Here is a 19609-nt window from a genome sequence, read left to right on the forward strand (position 1 = left end):
TCCATCTTTCCTTATTCAAATGTTCAGCGGCGAAAGTGTAACCGCCAATACGTTACAACCCAACCATTTTACAAATTAATGAAAGAATGTAACCGTCTAATTTTGCAGGCTGAGATGACGCTCTGCTTACAGTGGGGTGAAAACTGTGTGATCTCCCGCGGCATTATTTACATTCGCTATGCACTTTTTGCGGATGAGTTATTGATATGCCATTGAAAATCATTTGTGGGTGCATGCAAGTTTTGCAAATGCCATCTACGCTTTAGTTTAGAAGTTGTATCGCCGGGCACGTTGGTCTCACGCTGTGCAAGCTGGCATGAGAGTTGCTGTTTTTTTGATACGAGACAGTAAATGACGTCGTTCAGTCTACCTCTTCCGGGAGCCTCTACTATTCATATGAACGGCTCTTAACCTGTGCTAAAAAACGAAAGGACGGCATATCATGAATATATTCGATCACTATCGCCAGCGTTATGAAGCTGCCAAGGACGAAGAGTTCACACTGCAGGAGTTTCTTACCACTTGTCGGCAAGATCGCAGTGCTTATGCCAACGCGGCAGAACGGCTATTGATGGCTATTGGTGAGCCCGTCATGGTCGACACTGCCCAGGAACCCCGACTTTCTCGCCTCTTCTCCAACCGGGTTATTGCACGTTACCCGGCGTTTGAAGAGTTTTACGGCATGGAAGACGCGATCGAACAGATTGTCTCTTATCTGAAACACGCGGCTCAGGGGCTGGAAGAGAAGAAACAGATTTTGTATCTGTTGGGGCCTGTAGGGGGCGGGAAATCGTCGCTTGCCGAACGACTGAAGTCGTTGATGCAGCGTGTCCCGATTTATGTGCTGAGCGCCAACGGCGAACGCAGTCCGGTGAACGATCATCCGCTGTGCCTGTTTAATCCGCAGGAAGATACCCAGATTCTGGAAAAAGAGTACGGCATTCCGCGCCGTTATCTCGGCACCATTATGTCGCCGTGGGCCGCCAAACGCCTGCATGAGTTTGGCGGGGATATCACCAAATTCCGCGTGGTGAAAGTCTGGCCGTCGATTCTTGCGCAAATCGCGATTGCCAAAACGGAACCCGGCGATGAGAACAATCAGGACATCTCCGCGCTGGTCGGGAAAGTGGATATTCGAAAACTCGAACACCATGCCCAAAACGATCCGGACGCGTATGGCTATTCCGGCGCATTGTGCCGGGCCAACCAGGGGATCATGGAATTCGTCGAGATGTTCAAAGCGCCGATTAAAGTACTGCATCCGCTGCTGACCGCCACTCAGGAAGGTAACTACAACGGCACCGAGGGGATCTCCGCCCTGCCGTTTAACGGCATCATTCTCGCCCACTCGAACGAATCGGAATGGGTGACGTTCCGTAACAACAAAAACAACGAAGCCTTCCTCGACCGTGTTTACATCGTGAAGGTGCCGTACTGCTTACGCATTTCCGAAGAGATCAAAATCTACGAGAAATTGCTTAACCACAGCGAACTGACACATGCGCCCTGCGCGCCGGGAACCCTGGAAACGCTGGCGCGTTTCTCGATTCTCTCCCGCCTGAAAGATCCGGAAAACTCGAGTATCTACTCGAAAATGCGCGTCTATGACGGCGAGAGTCTGAAAGATACCGATCCGAAAGCGAAGTCGTATCAGGAATATCGCGACTACTCCGGCGTCGATGAAGGGATGAACGGTCTGTCGACCCGTTTTGCGTTTAAGATCCTCTCGCGCGTCTTTAACTTTGACCATGTCGAGGTCGCGGCGAACCCGGTTCATCTGTTCTATGTACTGGAACAGCAGATCGAGCGTGAACAGTTCCCGCAGGAGCAAGCTGAACGCTATCTCGAGTTCCTGAAAGGCTATCTGATCCCGAAATACGCCGAGTTTATTGGAAAAGAGATCCAGACTGCTTATCTCGAATCCTACTCGGAATACGGACAGAATATTTTCGACCGTTATGTCACATATGCCGATTTCTGGATTCAGGATCAGGAGTACCGCGATCCGGATACTGGCCAGTTGTTTGACCGTGAATCGCTGAACGCGGAGCTGGAGAAAATTGAGAAACCGGCGGGGATCAGCAACCCGAAAGATTTCCGTAATGAAATCGTTAACTTTGTGCTGCGTGCACGAGCTAACAACAGCGGACGAAATCCAAACTGGACCAGCTATGAAAAACTGCGCACGGTCATTGAGAAGAAAATGTTCTCCAATACCGAAGAGCTGCTGCCGGTCATTTCGTTCAATGCCAAAACCTCGACCGATGAGCAGAAGAAACACGACGACTTTGTCGACCGGATGATGGAGAAAGGCTACACCCGTAAACAGGTGCGTTTACTGTGCGAATGGTATCTGCGCGTACGTAAATCGTCTTAACAGCATAAATGACCCGGAAGATTTTCTCCGTTTACCGGGCAAATAGTTCGTTTGTACGCAAAATCATTCAAGGTGTATCAAGGCGGCAAATGAGTGAATCCCCAGGAGCGTACATAAGTACGTGACTGGGGTGAGCGAATGCAGCCAACGCCGAGATAACTTGAAGGATGAAGCGTAAAGTTGGCAAATGCAGTACGGGGGGCATATGACCTGGTTCATTGACCGACGACTTAACGGCAAAAATAAGAGCACGGTTAACCGCCAGCGCTTTTTACGCCGTTATAAAGCACAAATTAAACAGTCGATCTCCGAGGCCATTAACAAGCGTTCGGTGACCGATGTAGACAGCGGTGAATCTGTCTCCATTCCGACGGAAGATATCAGCGAACCGATGTTTCATCAGGGGCGCGGCGGCCTGCGCCATCGTGTTCACCCAGGTAACGACCATTTCGTACAAAATGACCGCATCGAGCGTCCGCAGGGCGGAGGCGGCGGTTCAGGTAGCGGACAGGGCCAGGCCAGTCAGGACGGTGAAGGCCAGGATGAGTTCGTCTTTCAGATCTCTAAAGACGAATACCTCGATCTGCTTTTCGAAGACTTAGCGCTACCCAACCTGAAGCAAAACCAGCAGCGCCAGCTTACGGAGTATAAAACGCACCGGGCCGGTTATACCGCCAACGGCGTTCCGGCCAATATCAGCGTCGTGCGTTCGCTGCAAAATTCTCTCGCCCGGCGTACGGCCATGACGGCCGGCAAACGACGCGAGTTGCACGCGCTGGAACAGGATCTCGACACCATCAGCAAAAGCGAACCGGCGCAGTTGCTGGAAGAGGAACGGTTACGCAAAGAGATTGCTGAGCTGCGAGCCAAAATCGAACGCGTGCCGTTTATCGACACCTTCGACTTGCGCTACAAAAATTACGAGAAGCGTCCCGATCCTTCCAGCCAGGCTGTGATGTTCTGCCTGATGGACGTCTCCGGATCCATGGATCAGTCGACGAAAGACATGGCCAAACGCTTTTATATTCTGCTCTATCTGTTTTTGAGCCGAACCTATAAGAACGTGGAAGTGGTCTATATTCGTCACCACACCCAGGCAAAAGAGGTCGATGAGCATGAATTCTTCTACTCTCAGGAAACCGGGGGAACCATTGTCTCCAGCGCCCTGAAGTTGATGGATGAGGTTGTGAAAGAACGTTACGACCCTGCGCAGTGGAACATCTACGCCGCACAGGCATCGGATGGTGATAACTGGGCGGATGACTCTCCGCTGTGCCATGAAATTCTGGCGAAGAAATTGCTGCCGGTAGTTCGTTATTACAGCTATATCGAAATTACCCGCCGCGCGCATCAAACCCTGTGGCGCGAATATGAACATCTGCAAGCCACGTTTGATAATTTTGCGATGCAACATATTCGCGACCAGGATGATATTTACCCGGTGTTCCGCGAGCTTTTTCAGAAACAAGGTGCCACCAGCTCCAATTAAACGACAGCCAGCCAGGAAAATAGTCTCCTGGCTGGTTCATTTCATGCCTTTTGCACTCCATATCCCTGCTGGCCGGTAGGTTGCACCTGTGACGTGTGATAAAATAGATTATCTGACCAGGAGGGTTGTTGTTTATCATGAAATTGCCCCATAAAGCGCTCAGGCTCTTTATTTCCGCAAGCGTTGTCGTTTTGACATCTTCCTTTTTGATCTATGAACTTATTGCCAGCCATAAGTCAATGAATGGCTACATGCGCTATATCATCGAAAAAGCAGACTCCTCATTTCTGTATGATAAATACCAGAATCAGAGTATTGCCGCCCATCTGATGCGCACACTGGCAACCCCCGAGAAAACGCTCTCGGCGGATACCCGCAATACCCTTTGCCAGTCGTTTGAAAGTGTTAACTCGGTGTATGGTTTGAATCTGACGCAGCACAATTATCCCCCACTTAACGGCACGTTACAGACCTCCGTTGATGACTGTGAGCGTATCGCGGACGATGTGCTGCTGCTTCCTGCTTTTGATCAGGCCGTGAAGGTTAACCGGGAACAGATTGATTATGGAAAAGGCCTCGCCACTTCAGAAGAGAAATTTCATTATTATCTGGATTTACAGAATCAATATATTTATTTCTATGACACGATCAACACGCGTCAGTTTGCCATGCATCACTGGGCTTTTTTACAAAAAGGCTCATTAGGTATTCATCAGGCCGATATTGACGAATTGTTTTCTGGTCGTACCGTGCTGTCGAGTATCTATCAGGATGATCGCACCGGACTTAACGTGATGAGTTTTTTAACACCGGTCTATCTGGACGGTAAGTTAAAAGGCATCGTGATGGTGGATATTAATAAGCACAACTTGCAAAATATTGTTTTTACCCGCGACCGCCCACTGGTCTGGCGTTATCTTGATGCCAGCGTGACGGATACCGACTCGGATAAGACGATTATTATTCATCAAAGCGAGAATAATCTTTTCCCGTACGTCCATTACGTCAGCGATCTTCCCGGTGGTCTGCACGTCGAGTTTTCACTTGATATTTTGTATTTCATTGTCTCGTCCTGGAAGCTGTTTCTGTTTTACCTGCTGGCGACGGCCCTGCTTCTCAATATGGTCCGGCTGCATTTCCGCCTGTATCACAATGTGACCCGCGAAAATATCAGCGATGCGATGACAGGCCTGTATAACCGTAAAATTTTAACCCCGACGCTTGAGCAGCGGTTACAGCGTTTTGTCAGCACCGGAACGCCGGTGACCTTTATCGCCATCGATCTCGACAAGCTGAAAATGATTAACGATACGCAGGGACACCACGAGGGCGATCGGGCGATCACCTTGTTGGCAAAAGCGATTGAGGCGTCGGTGCGCAAAAGCGATTACGCCATCCGTCTGGGCGGCGATGAATTTTGCATCATACTGGTGGACGCGGAGCCAGATATGGCGACTCGTCTGCCAGAACGGATAGCCAACCACCTGCGGACTGTGGCGCCTGAGAAAGATATTCGTTTTTCATCAGGCAGCTACAGCATGCAGCCGAACGATACGCTGCATGATGCCTACACCGCCTCTGACGAGCAGCTCTACCTCAACAAGCACCAAAATCGTCAGCGTTCGTGATAATCTTTACCGTGTTTTTTTCGCGCAAACAGGAGTAAAAAATGAGCGAAATGGAGAAAGGCAGCGAAACCCATCAGCGTTTACTCGACTTATTGTCTCTGGAGGGCGCTCGTTATCGCGTCGTCAGCCATGAGGCCGTAGGGAAATGCGAGGCCGTGTCAGAAATTCGGGGCACCGCACTGGGTCAGGGAGCAAAGGCGCTGGTCTGCAAAGTTAAAGGTAATGGGCTGAATCAGCATGTACTGGCTATTTTACCTGCCGACCAACAGGCCGATCTCGGTCAACTGGCGGCATATCTTGGCGGTCTGCGTGCGTCCCTTGCCAGCCCGGCTGAAGTGGACGAGCTCACCGGTTGCGTTTTTGGCGCGATCCCGCCCTTCAGTTTTCATCCGCAGTTAACGCTGGTCGCCGATCCGCTGCTGTTCGAGCGCTATGGCGAAATTGCCTTTAACGCCGGCGTACTCACGAAATCAATTATTCTCAATACTGACGATTATCTGCGCATTGCCCGGCCAGAGTTGGTGGCATTTCACCGCGCATCGTAAGCGTTCAGCTACCACGTTCGAGAATTAAAACAGAAATCACGATAACGGCGGCGATGGCGAAAAAGGATGAACTAATAATGAGCGTTTCAATAAACATCTGATCGTTCATGGCTACACCTCAAAATGAGAGAAACCGGTTCAACTGTTATTGATAGTCCGCAATAATGGCAATTTGATGACAAAATAAAAAATTGCCTGTTTTTTCGCCGTCAGGCATTTGCCCGAAAATAGCCGCCAGATTCTAAAAAAGTCTGTTCTGCGTGGCGTTTGGGCGTAGAGTAAACAGGCTTAACTTTTTTTTGGCAAGGAAACCACGATGTTTGATGTCACTCTGCTGATCCTGCTCGGACTGGCAGCTCTGGGCTTTGTCAGCCATAACACCACTGTCGCCGTTTCAATTCTGGTGCTGATTATTGTCCGCGTTACCCCGCTCAATACCTTTTTCCCATGGATTGAAAAACAGGGGCTGACCATCGGGATTATTATCCTGACAATTGGCGTCATGGCGCCAATCGCCAGCGGGACGCTGCCGCCTTCCACCTTGATCCACTCTTTCCTTAACTGGAAATCGCTGGTGGCGATTGTGGTTGGCGTGGTGGTCTCATGGCTCGGCGGTCGCGGCGTGACGCTGATGGGCAGCCAGCCACAGCTGGTCGCCGGTTTGCTGGTTGGCACCGTGCTTGGCGTGGCCTTATTTCGCGGTGTACCTGTCGGTCCACTTATCGCGGCTGGTCTTGTCTCGCTTATTGTGGGAAGACAGTAGCCAACCCCGCCAGATAACGGCCTGGCGTCTGTCCCAGGCCTTTTTTGAACATGGTGATAAACGCCGTGGTCGAATCATACCCCAACAGTTGCGCCACCTGCTGCACGTTCTGCCCTCCGACCAGGGCCTGTAAGGCCAGAATAAGCTGAAGCTGATGCCGCCAGCGACGAAAACTGAGCCCCGTCTCTTTCACCACCAGTCGGGCAAGGTTGCGCTCACTCATCGCAAATACGCTGGCCCACTGCCCCAGCGTTTGCCACTGCGCCGGTTCGCGCGCCATGGTGTCAACCATCCGGCGGATCTTCGGATGCGCTGAAACCGGCAACTGCATCTGCTCCTGCGGCTGTTGTGGGAGTTCATCAAATAACACCTGCGTCAGGCGCTGCGTTTGCGGCGCTGTCCGCTGAGCGTCACTCCGCGTCGCCAGTGAGAGGATCAACTCCCGACAAAGCGGAGACATTTTTAACGTACAGCAACGTCCCGGCAGAGTGACCGCATCCGGTTCGATGAAGAGAAAGCAGAGCTCCGCGCCTGCCGTTACGTGGTTGCTGTGAGGAACGCCGCCGGGGATCCAGACCGCGTACTGCGGCGGCACCATCCACATCGCGCACTCAACATCACAGGTGATGGCCCCGTGCAGTGCCATAATCAGTTGCCCTTTACGATGCTGGTGCTGTGCGCTAAACAGCTCGTCAGGGCGAGCGCGGATACGAAACGCCACGGCGGCATCATGGTGCAGATCGGGGTCATATCCGTCGAGTCGCAGGCTGTACATCATTTTGTCCGAATTTAGCGATAAACTGTCATTTTAGCTTGATTCGCAACACAGTTAAACGCGGTAAGGTACGGCCTCACCTGTTGATATGAGAGAACAATGACTTCTTCACCACCACGCGGCAACCACGGCGCCCTGCTGATTGCCGGTATCCTGATGATTGCCACCACGCTGCGCGTGACGTTTACCGGTGCCGCCCCTTTGCTGGAGGCGATTCGCACGGACTATGGTCTCACGACCGCCCAGACGGGGTTATTAACCACTCTGCCACTGCTGGCGTTTGCGCTGGTTTCTCCGCTTGCCGCCGGCATTGCCCGCCGTATTGGCATGGAACGCAGCCTCTTCGCAGCAATGCTGCTGATTTGCACCGGGGTTGCCGTGCGTTCGCTGCCCGATGCCGCTTTGCTGTTTCTCGGCACGGCCATCATCGGCTGCGGTATCGCCCTCGGCAACGTGCTGCTGCCAGGGCTTATCAAACGCGATTTTTCTCAGCACGTCGCCAGACTGACCGGTGCTTATTCCCTGACGATGGGTGCCGCCGCCGCGCTGGGCTCCGCGCTGGTGGTTCCCCTGGCGCTGAGCGGGTTTGGCTGGCGCGGTGCGCTGCTGCTGTTGATGGTGTTCCCGCTACTGGCGTTGCTGATCTGGCTGCCGCAGTGGCGTAACGCCGCCCACGCGAACGTAACCACCTCGCGCACCCTGCATGCTCGCGGCATCTGGCGTTCACCGCTGGCCTGGCAGGTGACATTATTTCTTGGAATTAACTCGCTGATCTATTACGTAATTATCGGCTGGCTGCCAGCAATCTTAATCAGCCACGGCTATAGCGAGGCACAGGCCGGTTCGCTGCATGGTTTACTCCAGTTAGCGACCGCCTCACCCGGTTTACTCATTCCGCTGGTGCTGCACCGTTTTCACGATCAGCGCTGTATCGCCGCGCTGGTGTCGTTGATGTGCGCAGTGGGCGCCGCTGGCTTCTGGTTTATGCCGGATCAGGCGGTGCTATGGACGCTGCTGTTTGGATTCGGCTCCGGTGCAACGATGATTCTGGGGCTGACCTTTATCGGCCTGCGCGCCAGTTCTGCGCATCAGGCGGCGGCGCTTTCCGGCATGGCGCAATCCGTCGGTTATCTCTTAGCCGCTTGCGGGCCGCCGCTAATGGGCAGGATCCATGACGCCCAGGGCAACTGGCAGATCCCGCTGCTGGCCGTTGCGGCTCTGGCGATAGTGATGGCGATATTTGGCCTCTACGCGGGGCGTAATAAAGAGATTACCGCCTGAGAGTGATGACAAACCTCATCACAACACTGGACAAGCGAAGATCACCTAATTAAAAACAAGGAAAATCAATTGATTGATTTTCGGCTGATAGCCACAAAGAAGGAAAAACCACGTTTTTTCCTTCTTTGTCAGCTGTCTGAGGGCAGACGAGATGTCTGCCCTGCTGATTAGCCTCGCGCAGCGCGCAGTAACGCCTGCGCCAGGGGAACCGGTTTCCCCGCAAGAGCGCCGCGTTCGGGCTGGAAAAGCGTGGCGACAAAGAACGGATGCGTAACCAGTTCTACCGCCCGAATATCCCCGTTATCATCCCAGCCGGTCACCCGCAGATCACCGCTGTCCAGTTCAGCCGCAAACGCCTGTGCAATGCCGTAGTTACACTGATAACCCTCCGAAATCACCGGCTGACCATAGGCTTTAGCAATCAGCGTATTGGGCCGCAGTTCAACATCGTCGGTTTTTTCCACCAGCGAACAGGCGAGTGGCGCAATAACCATCCGGCCCGTCGTGTCAGTTTCCGCATGGGCGGCATCTGACCAGCCCAGCACATTACGCGCATACTCAAGGATGGCATGTTGAAAACCGCCACAGGTTCCCAGGAAAGGAACGCTGTTTTCGCGGGCATAACGGATGGCCGTCAGCGCGCCTTCGGTATTTTTATAGGGACTGCCAGGTACCACCCAGATGGCGTCATAGCCCACCAGATCTTCTGCGCTGGTGATTTCAGTGCTGGACAGCCAGTCGTAATCCGCCAGCAGTTCCAGAACCGCTGCAGCGTCGTCGATAGCCAGAGGAATCGCCTGATGCGCTGTGATGCCAGCGTTGTAATCACCCACCAGCGCAATCCGCAGCGTATCTTTTACAGGGGATATTTCCATGGAGAATTCCTTACGTCAGAACAATTGGGGACAACATAAGGAACCTCAGCCTACCGATCTTTTACTGCCATCACAATCCCTTAATTTAGGGATGAACGCGTGCGAAGTGATATAGTGATCGGGAGCAGTTTTTCTGCCGGACGAGGCAAATGCGATGAAAAGTAAGGTTTTAGTGAGCGCTTGCCTGATGGGGCTGAAGGTGCGTTATAACGGCAGCGAGAAAGCCGAGTCCACCGCGCTGCTGGCGCGTTTGCAGGCAGAACAGCGCCTGGTGGTTCACTGCCCGGAACTGGCCGCAGGATTACCGACCCCACGACCACCGGCTGAGATTGTGCAGGCCGATGGCAGCGACGTCATGCAGGGTCAGGCGTCCATTGTGGAAAAGAGCGGTCATGATGTCACCGGACATTATCAGCTTGCCGCCTGGCTGGCGCTGCACACGGCACAGGAGGCCGGCTGTGACGTTGCGCTACTCACCGACGGCAGCCCAACCTGCGGCAGTCAGTTTATCTACGACGGCAGCTTCAGCGGACAGCGTCATCCCGGTATGGGGGTTGCCGCCGCGCTGTTGCGCCAGCACGGAATCACGGTTTTTTCCGACCAACAGCTCAATGAGTTTTGCGCCTGGATTGAGGAGAGAGACAAGCATGAATATTCAGTGTAAACGCGTCTACGACCCGGCAGAAGACAGCGATGGCTACCGGGTGCTGGTTGACCGGCTGTGGCCACGCGGGATCAAAAAAGCAGATCTCGTGCTCAATGAGTGGGTCAAGGAGCTCACCCCTTCAACAGAACTGCGCAAAGCCTTTCACGCGGAAACGATCGATTTTCAGCATTTTACTGAGCAATACCGCGCGGAACTTGCCACGCAGAAAAAGGAAGGCGAACGACTGGCGCAGATTGCCCGCCAGCAGACACTGACGCTGCTGTACGCCGCCAAAAACAGCGAACAGAATCACGCTATTGTGCTGGCAGACTGGCTACGCGAGTTGTGATTCGCGGGTAACTGTCGATTCAGGCTGAGTATCCGGCAGCAGGGGCATCAAGTGTTCCGCTCTGACCCAGGCAAAACCCCGCTGCCCGTTTGCCGACACCACCTCCCCCGTCACCAGCCAGAGCGCACGCGACGTCTCTTTCGGCAGCATCGTGGTAAATCCATTAACGGGATTAATAAACATCTCACCCGGCTGGCAGAGATGAAACAATTCCACCGTCTTGCCTATATTGCCGCGTCCGGCAGATGTTTTCGCCCCAATAATCAGCGCCAGGGTGCCCGGTTTTAGCTGGAACATACTTCTCTCGTTGCGCTCTTGCGACTCTGGTTAAGATAATTCTGAGAAATGATAGCCTGCCGAAAGCGTACTTGTCACGCCCTGGCGACTCGCAGAATAAGCGAAAAGCGTGAGGATAAAACCCCTTTTGTCACCCATTAACCCCTGTTATCCTTGCAGCTCTTTGCATAATTCAGACAGGTGATCGCATGAGACTGGGCATACTGTTTCCCGTCGTCATTTTCATTACGGCCGTGGTTTTTTTGGCCTGGTTTTTTATCGGTGGCTATGCCGCACCGGGGGCGTGAATCATGAAAAAAACGACGCTGATTATGATTGTCGTCGCGGTAGTCGTGGTGCTGGGTACGGAACTGGGCTGGTGGTAACGCCAGACTCAAAAAGACAAAAGGCCACCCTCAGGTCGCCTTTTTTCAGTTAATTCTTGCGGCTTAGCTTTTGATTTTTCTGTAGATAAACAGTACGACGATAGCACCAATAACCGCCACTACAAAGCTGCCGAAATTAAAGCCATCGACTTTCCCAAAACCAAGCAGGGTACTGATCCAGCCCCCCACTACGGCACCGACGATCCCCAGGATGATCGTCATAAAGAATCCACCACCATCCTTACCAGGCATAATCCACTTCGCCAGAATACCTGCAATCAGACCAAAAATAATCCATGAAATAATGCCCATTTTTTCCTCGCTTATCGATTTTGCGTTAGCGGTTTATTCGCCGTTAAAAAGGATAGCACACTGTCAGGAAATTGAAATTTGTGATGAACATCACTTAATTTAGCTTTCTGATTTCTCCCACAAAAGATGGGGTTGCAAGTTTAGATGATAAAGATTATCTTTCTCATTACTGAATAGTTGAGTAAATAACTCAGGTATTCAGTACGACATTGCTCACATTGCTTCCAGTATTTCTTGCCCGCCTCTGTGCGGGCTTTTTTTTGACGTCCGCTCGTCATTTATGTCGAATCCGCTGTCATTTTTCCTGCTGCTTGTGCCTTGTTCCGCGTCAGCGCTGGCTTTGCCACTCTGGCACGTATTGTGCTTATCCCCTGCGTCATGACGACAACCCGAAGCTTCAGCGGCTCCGCTCAGGCTTCGTCACAATTCGCGCTATTTCAGCTTTTAACAGGTCTGTTATTGATGAAAAAAATCACCAGTGTCTGTCCCTACTGTGGGGCCGGGTGCAAGCTCAAGCTTGTTGTTGAAAATAACAAAATCATCCGTGCTGAAGCGGCTGAGGGTGTTACTAACCAGAACCAACTTTGTCTGAAAGGGTACTATGGTTGGGATTTCCTTAACGATACCCGCCTTCTGACTCCCCGCCTCACCCGCCCATTGATCCGCTACCAGAAAGGCGGCAAATTTACCCCGGTCAGTTGGGAAGAAGCGATTCGCTATACCGCCCGACGGTTACTGGAAATTCGCGACAGCGCGGGTCCCCGCGCCATTATGACAACCGGTTCCTCTCGTGGTACCGGCAACGAAACCAACTATGTGATGCAGAAATTCGCCCGCGCGGTTCTCAACACCAACAACGTGGACTGCTGCGCCCGCGTGTGTCACGGGCCTTCGGTCGCTGGCCTCCAGGAAACGCTGGGCAATGGCGCAATGAGTAATTCCATCAGCGACATCGAAAACTCAAAATGCCTGCTGATCTTCGGTTACAACTGCGCAGACTCTCACCCGATTGTGGCGCGCCGGGTGATCAAGGCGCGACAGAATGGCGCGAAAATAATCGTCTGCGATCCCCGTCGTATTGAAACCGCTCGCATTGCTGACCAGCATCTGCAACTGAATAACGGTTGCAACATGGCGCTGGTGAACGCCTTTGGTTACGTCCTCATTGACGAACAGCTTTACGACAAGGAGTACGTGAACAAACACACGCAGGGGCTGGATGCCTACTGGCAGACGGTAAAAGACTATGCGCCGGAAGCGGTCGAGCATTTGACCGGCGTTCCGGCGTTGCAGGTTCGTCAGGCGATGCGCACCTTTGCCGCCGCCCCTTCCGCGACAGTGATGTGGGGAATGGGCGTGACGCAGTTCGGTCAGGCCGTGGACGTGGTGCGCGGATTATCGAGCCTTGCCCTGCTGACCGGTAACCTGGGCCGTCCACACGTCGGAGTCGGCCCGGTTCGCGGACAGAACAACGTCCAGGGTGCCTGCGATATGGGTGTATTACCGAATCTCTTTCCGGGATATCAGGATGTCACCGATGCGGCCGTCAGAGAGAAGTTCGCCAGAGCCTGGGGCATTGATGCCAGCCGGATGGATGACAAGGTCGGCACGCGCATTACCGAAGTCCCGCATCTGGCGCTGGAAGGTAAAATCAAAGCCTACTACATCATGGGAGAAGACCCGCTGCAAACGGAAGCCGATCTGGGGCTGGTGCGTGACGGTTTCGCGGCGCTGGATTTTGTCGTGGTGCAGGATATCTTTATGACCAAAACCGCCGAGATGGCGGACGTCATTTTACCTGCCACCTCCTGGGGTGAGCACGGCGGCGTATTCACCTGCGCCGATCGCGGCTTCCAGCGTTTCGAAAAGGCCATCGACCCCACTGGCGACGTGAAGCGAGACTGGGAAATTATCAGCCTGCTCGCCAGTGAAATGGGCTATCCCATGCACTATGAAAACAATCAACAGATCTGGGATGAGATGCGTGAACTGTGTCCGCTGTTCTACGGTGTCACCTGGGAAAAGATGGGTGACATGGGGCATATCCAGTGGCCCTGCCCCGACCTCGACCATCCCGGTACGCCCTATCTGTATGAAAACAGCCGCTTCGACACGCCAGACGGTAAAGGCAAGCTGTTTGCCGCACCGTGGCGCGCACCTGCGGAAGTGCCTGACGAGGCCTATCCGCTGGTTCTGTGTACGGTACGCGAAGTCGGTCACTACTCCTGTCGTTCCATGACCGGCAACTGTGCCGCCCTGCAGGCGCTTGCCGATGAGCCTGGCTATGTGCAGATCAGCACGCAGGATGCGCATAAAGCAGGAATTCGCCATCGCGACCTGGTGTGGGTCAGTTCACGTCGGGGAAAAGTGATCAGTCGGGCAGATGTCTCCGGGCGCATCAACCACGGGGCGGTGTACATGACCTATCAATGGTGGATTGGCGCGTGTAATGAACTCACGCAGGATAATCTCGATCCGATCTCAAAGACGCCGGAAACCAAGTATTGCGCGGTGAAAATAGAGAAGATCGACGATCAGTCGTGGGCTGAACGCTATGCCGCGCAGACCTACAGTGACATGAAAACGCGCCTTTGCGAGGCGATTGGCTAGCGTGCGAATTTAAAATTTGGGAACCCAAGGGGGTTCCCTTTTTTTACCAGAAAGACTCAGGAACTGACGTTTTTATGCTTTTAGCTTGCGAGACTAACCCGATTTCGTCCAGCCAGCTTGGACTGGTAGAGCGCCTGATCCGCTCTGACGAGCACAGATTTCATACCCTCACTGCTCTGCAACTCATCGTCCGTCATTTGGGCGACACCGAAGCTTGAGCGAAACGAGATAATGTGTCCGTTGAATTCCACATGGCAGGTCTCGAATGCAATACGGATTCGTTCAGCGGTTTCTAAGGCACATTCTGCGTTGGTATCGACCATCGCGATGACGAACTCTTCCCCGCCGAATCGGGCGGCAATATCTTCACTGCGAATGAGTTCTGGTAATGTCTGCCCTATCGCCTTGAGTACCGCATCTCCTCCATCATGCCCGTATTTATCATTGATAATTTTGAAATGGTCCAAATCAAAGGTGATGACACACAAAGGCTTCTGCCGGCGGTACGCCAGACGGCAGGCTTTCCCGGTCCAGTCATCGAAATATCGACGATTTGCCAGCCCGGTGAGCGGATCATATCGCGCCTCTTGCGCAAATCGCTCCCGCTGCAAAGCATTCGCGTGCATATAATGTAAAAGAAGCCATTGCGACACGGCGATCACGATAATCGCGATTGCGGTCCAGATAGCCTGCGATTTCCAGCCATGAAACACATCCTGCTTCGCCAGTCCTGTTGCCAGCACCCACTTCCCGTCATTGATATTGAGAAAAACCCCCATTCTCGGAACACCATCAATTGGAGAAACATAATGATGAACCTGCGCCGAATCATCGGCATAGTTCATTAGCCGCGCCAGTCCAGGGTCGTGCGCACGGGGCCCGGCAAGCTTGCCCATTCCCATTCTTGCCAGTTGTATTGCATTTCCACGGTCAAATACCGCCATCGCGCCATGAGGCCCCAAATCAAAGCCTTCTTTTTCCATTCCACGGAACATGCCCTCCATTGAACTGGAGTTAAAGAATCCCACGATCCCTCCCAGATATTTCCCATGGGGATCGCGAATGGCGCGATACATAACGAAACCGACCAGATTGGGATCAGTGCCATTACTGCGCCAGTAAAATAAGCTTTCATTAATATCGTGTTGACGAAAATCGTTGAACAGCGCTTGCTCTCTGAAGCTCCCTGTCCTGAGCGTGGTTTCATTCAGTGCCAGATGAAGGGGAAAAATAGACTGACTGGCGACAAAATCCCCTTTCTCATCGAACACAATGGCCGCATTCAACCACTTGCGTTTGAGTTCGTTAGCTAAAAAAGGAGAGGCATTGTCCGGCGCGACCGTATGGTTTAGCAGAATAGCATTGCCAATGACCCGCAACTGGTAACGCATAGCCACCAGCGTGGTTTCAAAATGCTCTTTTTCCAGCAGCGTAGTATTGCGCAAAATGCGCGATGCATTGCCTTCGATGTAGGCCCGCTGATACATCAGATGACCAATGAGAAAGCCAGCCTGGGCAAGAATGAGGACAAGGAGCAGAGCGCGCTGAGCAGTAAAGCTAAGTCCTGTTAGCAGCGAATTCATTTTAGTTATCAATCGAATCACACAAGTTTTGCCAAAGCATCAAATTTCCAATAGTTTACTTAAGTTATTATTTGACGAAAACGTTAAAGTGTAATAAATGATGTGGTCTGCGGTATTTTTCAGTTCCTGCTGTCTTATACCTGAAAGCATGGCGTCGGCATCAAACCTGTTCATAAGTCTCTCCTTAAGGGTTATCCGTCATGGAACTCCATTTTATTCACCAGGGCTAAAATAAAGTCGGTGTGTTACGTATTCTGCTTAACTGCAGTCCTTCCCTACACACACGAGATAAAATAACTGACTTAAATGAACGAATTGAAATCCTTGAGGAAACAATTGATGATCTGAATCTTGACCTTCACGCATCAAAAGTTGCTATTCGCGTTTTAACCACGGTGATAAACAGCATGAGCGGTGAACCCGGTTTACTTGAAAGATCCTATTAGTAAACCAAAAGTCCCCCCTCTGGTGACGTTCAATCACCCTGCTCAGAAAGACTATGAGGAAAACTTACAGAGAATTTTAGCCTTACTGTTAACTGTGGAACAAATAGCTTAATGACTCCAAGGGTTATCACGATGTAGTCAACGCTGGCTGTCGTCTTCGCTATCTTCTGACGCGATAGTGCTGAAACAGGTATTGATCACGCAGGAAGATACGCGCGCGTATCATTCCCATAACCAACCATATTCGCCATCCTGCCTTCTCTTCTTTGCCTGAAGTCACACCAACCATCACCGACTTGTTGGTGTCGGTGATGGTCACAGTATCACCTGGTACCATTGGTTACTGTCGTACATCCTTTGTATCGGTTTGGGCGTTTCGCCCATGCAGAGATTAACTTTCCCTGAAAAATAACAGACTAGTTTCAGAATGAATTCTCGCGTAATAATTTCATTAGTAATGAAGTTATTACAGGCAAGACCCCCCCCATGAAATCGAGAATATTTATTTCCTGTAGTTGATTAACTTAAAATTCAAACTTGTTTATGCCCGGTAATAAAAACCCACCGTAAGCGGTATCGTAACGTTAATAAATATTAATAATCTCTCATTCATTACCAGACATATTTAACACCTAAAGTTCCCTGTGTATCACTGTATCCTTTATCACCCACCTGCTGCGCAACGTTACCCCACAAATTAAGACGTGGCGTGATTTGCCCTTCAACACCGGCCTTTAATTCGCCCACATTCTTTGTACCGCGCATCTCATTTTGTACACCGTTCATTGTCACACGGGTATCCCGCGTATTATGGATCCAGTTCATCTCCACGAATGGCTGGAAAGTCCGGCCATTATTATCATCCAGGGCATTGTGCCCGTTGATATACCCTCTCAGACCCAGGCGGGTCATCAGGTTACCACCCGTGTCGTCTTTTACCTCGGTGCCGTTCGCTTCCCGGTGATCGTCAGCCTGAACATCCATCCACACCATCTGGATTTTCGGCTGGATCCAGTAGCTGTCACGTTTGCTCTCCGCCAGCTTCAGGCTGTAACCGGCTTCCACAGAGGCCGTAACGCCGCGGGATTTATAGTTTTCCGTGGCCAGTCCCTGACCTGACACCGTATTGTCAAACCAGTTGTACAGCACCCAACTGTCAACATAGGTTCCTGTTTTATCAGCGTCATTCGCATACCAGGTTCCGTACAATCCGGCACTGTAGCCATCAATCTGTCCGCGTGAGGTATAGCCTGTCACCCCCGACTCGCTGCGACTCCTGCTGTTGGCATAGCCTCCCATCACGCCAACGTGCCAGCGATCCAGACCGTCGGTGCTCCACTGCGCCAGGTCGCCGCCCAGTTGCAGCACATAGCGGTTGCTTTGCGTACCGATCTGACCACTGCCGTCTTTAAAACGGGTATGTCCTCCGGTGTTACGCATCCACATACTGGTGACTTTTTTCTCTCCGGTCAGTACATCGGTATACTGCGTCTCTCCAAGACGATCATGCAGACGAGTCATAAATAACGTGTTGGCCGCCTGATTATTGGCGAGATAACTACCAATCTCCGGGCGCATCGTCGGGATTGTATTTAAGGAAGATTCTGGTTCCGGATCAGGTATAGGATCCGGTTCTGGTGTTGGTTCCGGGACTGGTAGAATCCCACTTACCAAATACCAATTTTCCCCCTTACGCACAATGTCATATTCATATACGCCAGCGACAATGCGCCCATATTTAGTGAATGCACCGAAGGATTGGCCACCAACACTCACAATTTCGATACCTTGTGAGGTCAGAGCTCCTTGACCATTAATATTATTGATATGTACTAATGTATTACCGGCCTCAACGTCACCTGATACATACAATTTATCAGTTAATGAATTATCATCACCTAAAACCGTGTTGAATGTAATTGAACCATCATCCCCAATATAGTCACCAGACACAATCAATGTGCTATTTGAATTTGTTATGGGGGAGGACGAAAAAATTACGGCCCCGCTATTGTAAAGGTTATTAGCTATACTACTATCAGTATCAAATGTCCAAACGGCATTGTTTTTTAACTCAAGGTTGTTAACATTGCTTGCCGAACCATTCCAAATAGAACTATCTAGATTGACATTTAATAAAGAAGTACTATCTGCCACGGCGCCCCCCGTAATAACGGAACCACCCTGAGCATTTATTATTAATTCGGAGCTACTGAGTGCGCGAAAAACCATCCCGCTATTTGCAGAAATTTCACTCGAAGTAATATTAACAGTACCTTCAGCATTTCCAGAGGTAATTCCTACAGCCCCCCCTTGCAATCGACTATTGATAAAAGTTGCCACCGCATTTGAATGGAGTGCCTGAGTTGTAAAATTTAGGGCTGGGTTTTGCTCTGCTATAATGTTACTATTTGTTAATTCTAATACCCCAGACGCCCCCATTGTAATGCCATATGAATTACTTCCTCTTGTTATAACATCAACATTATTACCGGTTAATTTCCCAAGAACAACGATTCCATCCGATCTGTTATTTCCTGATGTATTTATATTAACGGCATCAAGTATAACATTAGCATTATTTGACGCAACGTTGACCCCACGGGCTAATTCACCAGAGGTTGACAATGAAGTGTTTGTGATAATCGTCGTCCCTCCAGCCGCCTGCACTCCAAATGACTGTTCTCCAGACGTTATAATCTCACTATCAATGACTTCCGTTACATAATTATTGCTATCACTTAACGTATCATTAGTTACACCATACGATTTAAACATAGTCGTATTTATTTTAGATGTATTAACATTTAATCGCCCACCTACATTAAATAAAGCGGCGCTATTATCCCCAAAACTTAATACATCAGTATCCGTAATAGTAAGATGACTATTTTCCATTACGACACCGGTATGCGAAGAGACACCATTATTTATAAGAATAGAGTTTTCAATGGTAATTTCTCCGCCATTATCAGCCTGAACCACAGCAGCACGATTACCGTTAACTTGATATGTGTTTCTTATGGCTGGAGCATCAAATATTTGACCAAAATTAGTCGCTCGTATTGCGACTTCTCCATTCCCGGGTACGGTTACATCTTCATCCAACAAGGTATAAATTGAACCATCAGCAATAACAGGAACTGTTATTATTGCATTAGCACTTGTTAAGTTTATCAAGGGCAAAGCCATTAGTAAAGATGCTGTCGGCAATCTAAACATGACGTTAATCTCTCTTAGGTTAATAAAATCGAATCGATTTTCCTGC

The 19609-nt window shown here is 51.1% G+C and carries 18 protein-coding genes; 10 read left to right on the top strand and 8 right to left on the bottom strand.

What is annotated here, in order from left to right; all coding sequences use genetic code 11:
* The first annotated feature begins 442 nt into the window (after positions 1-442).
* From yeaG to WM46_RS08375, 4 genes are all read left to right on the top strand, one after another.
* On the top strand, positions 443-2377 hold the full coding sequence (gene yeaG / locus WM46_RS08360; protein ID WP_043000926.1) for a protein kinase YeaG: 1935 nt from the start codon (positions 443-445) through the stop codon (positions 2375-2377).
* 205 nt (positions 2378-2582) lie between these two features.
* The gene (locus tag WM46_RS08365) at positions 2583-3866 is read left to right on the top strand and encodes a YeaH/YhbH family protein (RefSeq protein ID WP_102601989.1); all 1284 of its coding nucleotides are present in this window, start codon (positions 2583-2585) and stop codon (positions 3864-3866) included.
* 137 nt (positions 3867-4003) lie between these two features.
* Positions 4004-5494 carry a diguanylate cyclase DgcJ gene (gene dgcJ / locus WM46_RS08370; protein WP_102603800.1) on the top strand — a complete coding sequence of 497 codons (1491 nt, stop codon included), beginning with the start codon at positions 4004-4006 and terminating at the stop codon, positions 5492-5494.
* 41 nt (positions 5495-5535) lie between these two features.
* Entirely contained in the window at positions 5536-6039 is a 504-nt protein-coding gene (locus WM46_RS08375; protein WP_061077282.1) for a YbaK/prolyl-tRNA synthetase associated domain-containing protein, read from the top strand.
* Positions 6040-6043: 4 nt separating this feature from the next.
* On the opposite strand, the gene yoaI is transcribed toward WM46_RS08375, so the two are convergent.
* On the bottom strand, positions 6044-6148 hold the full coding sequence (gene yoaI / locus WM46_RS08380) for a small membrane protein YoaI (protein WP_086512617.1): 105 nt from the start codon (positions 6146-6148) through the stop codon (positions 6044-6046).
* Between the two features lie 207 nt (positions 6149-6355).
* Between yoaI and WM46_RS08385 the strand changes: the two genes are divergently transcribed.
* Complete coding sequence (locus WM46_RS08385; RefSeq protein ID WP_043000929.1) at positions 6356-6802, top strand: DUF441 domain-containing protein; 447 nt, start codon at positions 6356-6358, stop codon at positions 6800-6802.
* On the opposite strand, the gene WM46_RS08390 is transcribed toward WM46_RS08385, so the two are convergent.
* Entirely contained in the window at positions 6783-7577 is a 795-nt protein-coding gene (locus tag WM46_RS08390) for an AraC family transcriptional regulator (protein WP_102603801.1), read from the bottom strand. The genes WM46_RS08385 and WM46_RS08390 overlap by 20 nt on opposite strands.
* 99 nt (positions 7578-7676) lie before the next feature.
* Here WM46_RS08390 and WM46_RS08395 point away from each other — a divergent pair, with 99 nt between their 5' ends.
* A complete protein-coding gene (locus WM46_RS08395; protein WP_102601990.1) occupies positions 7677-8858 on the top strand; it encodes a CynX/NimT family MFS transporter in 1182 nt (393 codons plus the stop codon).
* 167 nt (positions 8859-9025) lie between these two features.
* Here WM46_RS08395 and WM46_RS08400 read toward each other — a convergent pair whose 3' ends face one another.
* Entirely contained in the window at positions 9026-9733 is a 708-nt protein-coding gene (locus WM46_RS08400; protein ID WP_061077280.1) for a CTP synthase, read from the bottom strand.
* Between the two features lie 154 nt (positions 9734-9887).
* Here WM46_RS08400 and WM46_RS08405 point away from each other — a divergent pair, with 154 nt between their 5' ends.
* Complete coding sequence (locus tag WM46_RS08405; RefSeq protein WP_102601991.1) at positions 9888-10397, top strand: DUF523 domain-containing protein; 510 nt, start codon at positions 9888-9890, stop codon at positions 10395-10397.
* Positions 10381-10728 (top strand): DUF488 domain-containing protein, encoded by a 348-nt coding sequence (locus tag WM46_RS08410; RefSeq protein WP_102601992.1) that lies wholly within the window; start codon positions 10381-10383, stop codon positions 10726-10728. Before WM46_RS08405 ends, WM46_RS08410 begins: the two co-directional genes overlap by 17 nt.
* Here the strand turns inward: WM46_RS08410 and WM46_RS08415 are convergent.
* The gene (locus WM46_RS08415; RefSeq protein ID WP_102601993.1) at positions 10714-11025 is read right to left on the bottom strand and encodes a hypothetical protein; all 312 of its coding nucleotides are present in this window, start codon (positions 11023-11025) and stop codon (positions 10714-10716) included. The two genes, WM46_RS08410 and WM46_RS08415, sit on opposite strands and share 15 nt — an antisense overlap.
* Before the next feature lie 188 nt (positions 11026-11213).
* On the opposite strand from WM46_RS08415, the gene WM46_RS08420 reads away from it, so the two are divergent.
* The gene (locus WM46_RS08420; RefSeq protein WP_042287604.1) at positions 11214-11312 is read left to right on the top strand and encodes a YoaK family small membrane protein; all 99 of its coding nucleotides are present in this window, start codon (positions 11214-11216) and stop codon (positions 11310-11312) included.
* A 141-nt stretch (positions 11313-11453) separates the two neighbouring features.
* Here WM46_RS08420 and WM46_RS08430 read toward each other — a convergent pair whose 3' ends face one another.
* Positions 11454-11702 (bottom strand): GlsB/YeaQ/YmgE family stress response membrane protein, encoded by a 249-nt coding sequence (locus WM46_RS08430; RefSeq protein ID WP_061077275.1) that lies wholly within the window; start codon positions 11700-11702, stop codon positions 11454-11456.
* A 462-nt stretch (positions 11703-12164) separates the two neighbouring features.
* On the opposite strand from WM46_RS08430, the gene fdhF reads away from it, so the two are divergent.
* Complete coding sequence (gene fdhF / locus WM46_RS08435; RefSeq protein ID WP_102601994.1) at positions 12165-14312, top strand: formate dehydrogenase subunit alpha; 2148 nt, start codon at positions 12165-12167, stop codon at positions 14310-14312.
* Between the two features lie 80 nt (positions 14313-14392).
* Here the strand turns inward: fdhF and WM46_RS08440 are convergent, their stop codons facing one another.
* The 3 genes from WM46_RS08440 to WM46_RS08445 form a co-directional block, all read right to left on the bottom strand.
* The gene (locus WM46_RS08440) at positions 14393-15895 is read right to left on the bottom strand and encodes a diguanylate cyclase (RefSeq protein WP_102601995.1); all 1503 of its coding nucleotides are present in this window, start codon (positions 15893-15895) and stop codon (positions 14393-14395) included.
* Between the two features lie 606 nt (positions 15896-16501).
* Positions 16502-16660 carry a hypothetical protein gene (locus tag WM46_RS26335; protein WP_187394467.1) on the bottom strand — a complete coding sequence of 53 codons (159 nt, stop codon included), beginning with the start codon at positions 16658-16660 and terminating at the stop codon, positions 16502-16504.
* Positions 16661-16953: 293 nt separating this feature from the next.
* Positions 16954-19563, bottom strand: coding sequence for an autotransporter outer membrane beta-barrel domain-containing protein (locus WM46_RS08445; RefSeq protein WP_102601996.1), 2610 nt, complete (start codon positions 19561-19563; stop codon positions 16954-16956).
* Positions 19564-19609 lie beyond the last annotated feature (46 nt).

This window comes from Citrobacter freundii complex sp. CFNIH2, from assembly GCF_002880615.1.
GTDB classification, from domain to species: domain Bacteria; phylum Pseudomonadota; class Gammaproteobacteria; order Enterobacterales; family Enterobacteriaceae; genus Citrobacter_A; species Citrobacter_A amalonaticus_F.

Excerpts from the sequence above, each read along its gene's own strand:
- WM46_RS08430 (WP_061077275.1), bottom strand. The coding sequence starts at position 11,702 with ATGGGCATTATTTCATGGATTATTTTTGGTCTGATTGCAGGTATTCTG.
- WM46_RS08410 (WP_102601992.1), top strand. The coding sequence starts at position 10,381 with ATGAATATTCAGTGTAAACGCGTCTACGACCCGGCAGAAGACAGCGAT.
- yeaG (WP_043000926.1), top strand. The coding sequence starts at position 443 with ATGAATATATTCGATCACTATCGCCAGCGTTATGAAGCTGCCAAGGAC.
- WM46_RS08375 (WP_061077282.1), top strand. The coding sequence starts at position 5,536 with ATGAGCGAAATGGAGAAAGGCAGCGAAACCCATCAGCGTTTACTCGAC.
- WM46_RS08420 (WP_042287604.1), top strand. The coding sequence starts at position 11,214 with ATGAGACTGGGCATACTGTTTCCCGTCGTCATTTTCATTACGGCCGTG.
- yoaI (WP_086512617.1), bottom strand. The coding sequence starts at position 6,148 with ATGAACGATCAGATGTTTATTGAAACGCTCATTATTAGTTCATCCTTT.
- WM46_RS08440 (WP_102601995.1), bottom strand. The coding sequence starts at position 15,895 with ATGAATTCGCTGCTAACAGGACTTAGCTTTACTGCTCAGCGCGCTCTG.
- WM46_RS08365 (WP_102601989.1), top strand. The coding sequence starts at position 2,583 with ATGACCTGGTTCATTGACCGACGACTTAACGGCAAAAATAAGAGCACG.
- dgcJ (WP_102603800.1), top strand. The coding sequence starts at position 4,004 with ATGAAATTGCCCCATAAAGCGCTCAGGCTCTTTATTTCCGCAAGCGTT.
- WM46_RS08405 (WP_102601991.1), top strand. The coding sequence starts at position 9,888 with ATGAAAAGTAAGGTTTTAGTGAGCGCTTGCCTGATGGGGCTGAAGGTG.
- WM46_RS08415 (WP_102601993.1), bottom strand. The coding sequence starts at position 11,025 with ATGTTCCAGCTAAAACCGGGCACCCTGGCGCTGATTATTGGGGCGAAA.
- WM46_RS08445 (WP_102601996.1), bottom strand. The coding sequence starts at position 19,563 with ATGTTTAGATTGCCGACAGCATCTTTACTAATGGCTTTGCCCTTGATA.
- WM46_RS08395 (WP_102601990.1), top strand. The coding sequence starts at position 7,677 with ATGACTTCTTCACCACCACGCGGCAACCACGGCGCCCTGCTGATTGCC.
- fdhF (WP_102601994.1), top strand. The coding sequence starts at position 12,165 with ATGAAAAAAATCACCAGTGTCTGTCCCTACTGTGGGGCCGGGTGCAAG.
- WM46_RS08400 (WP_061077280.1), bottom strand. The coding sequence starts at position 9,733 with ATGGAAATATCCCCTGTAAAAGATACGCTGCGGATTGCGCTGGTGGGT.
- WM46_RS08390 (WP_102603801.1), bottom strand. The coding sequence starts at position 7,577 with ATGTACAGCCTGCGACTCGACGGATATGACCCCGATCTGCACCATGAT.
- WM46_RS08385 (WP_043000929.1), top strand. The coding sequence starts at position 6,356 with ATGTTTGATGTCACTCTGCTGATCCTGCTCGGACTGGCAGCTCTGGGC.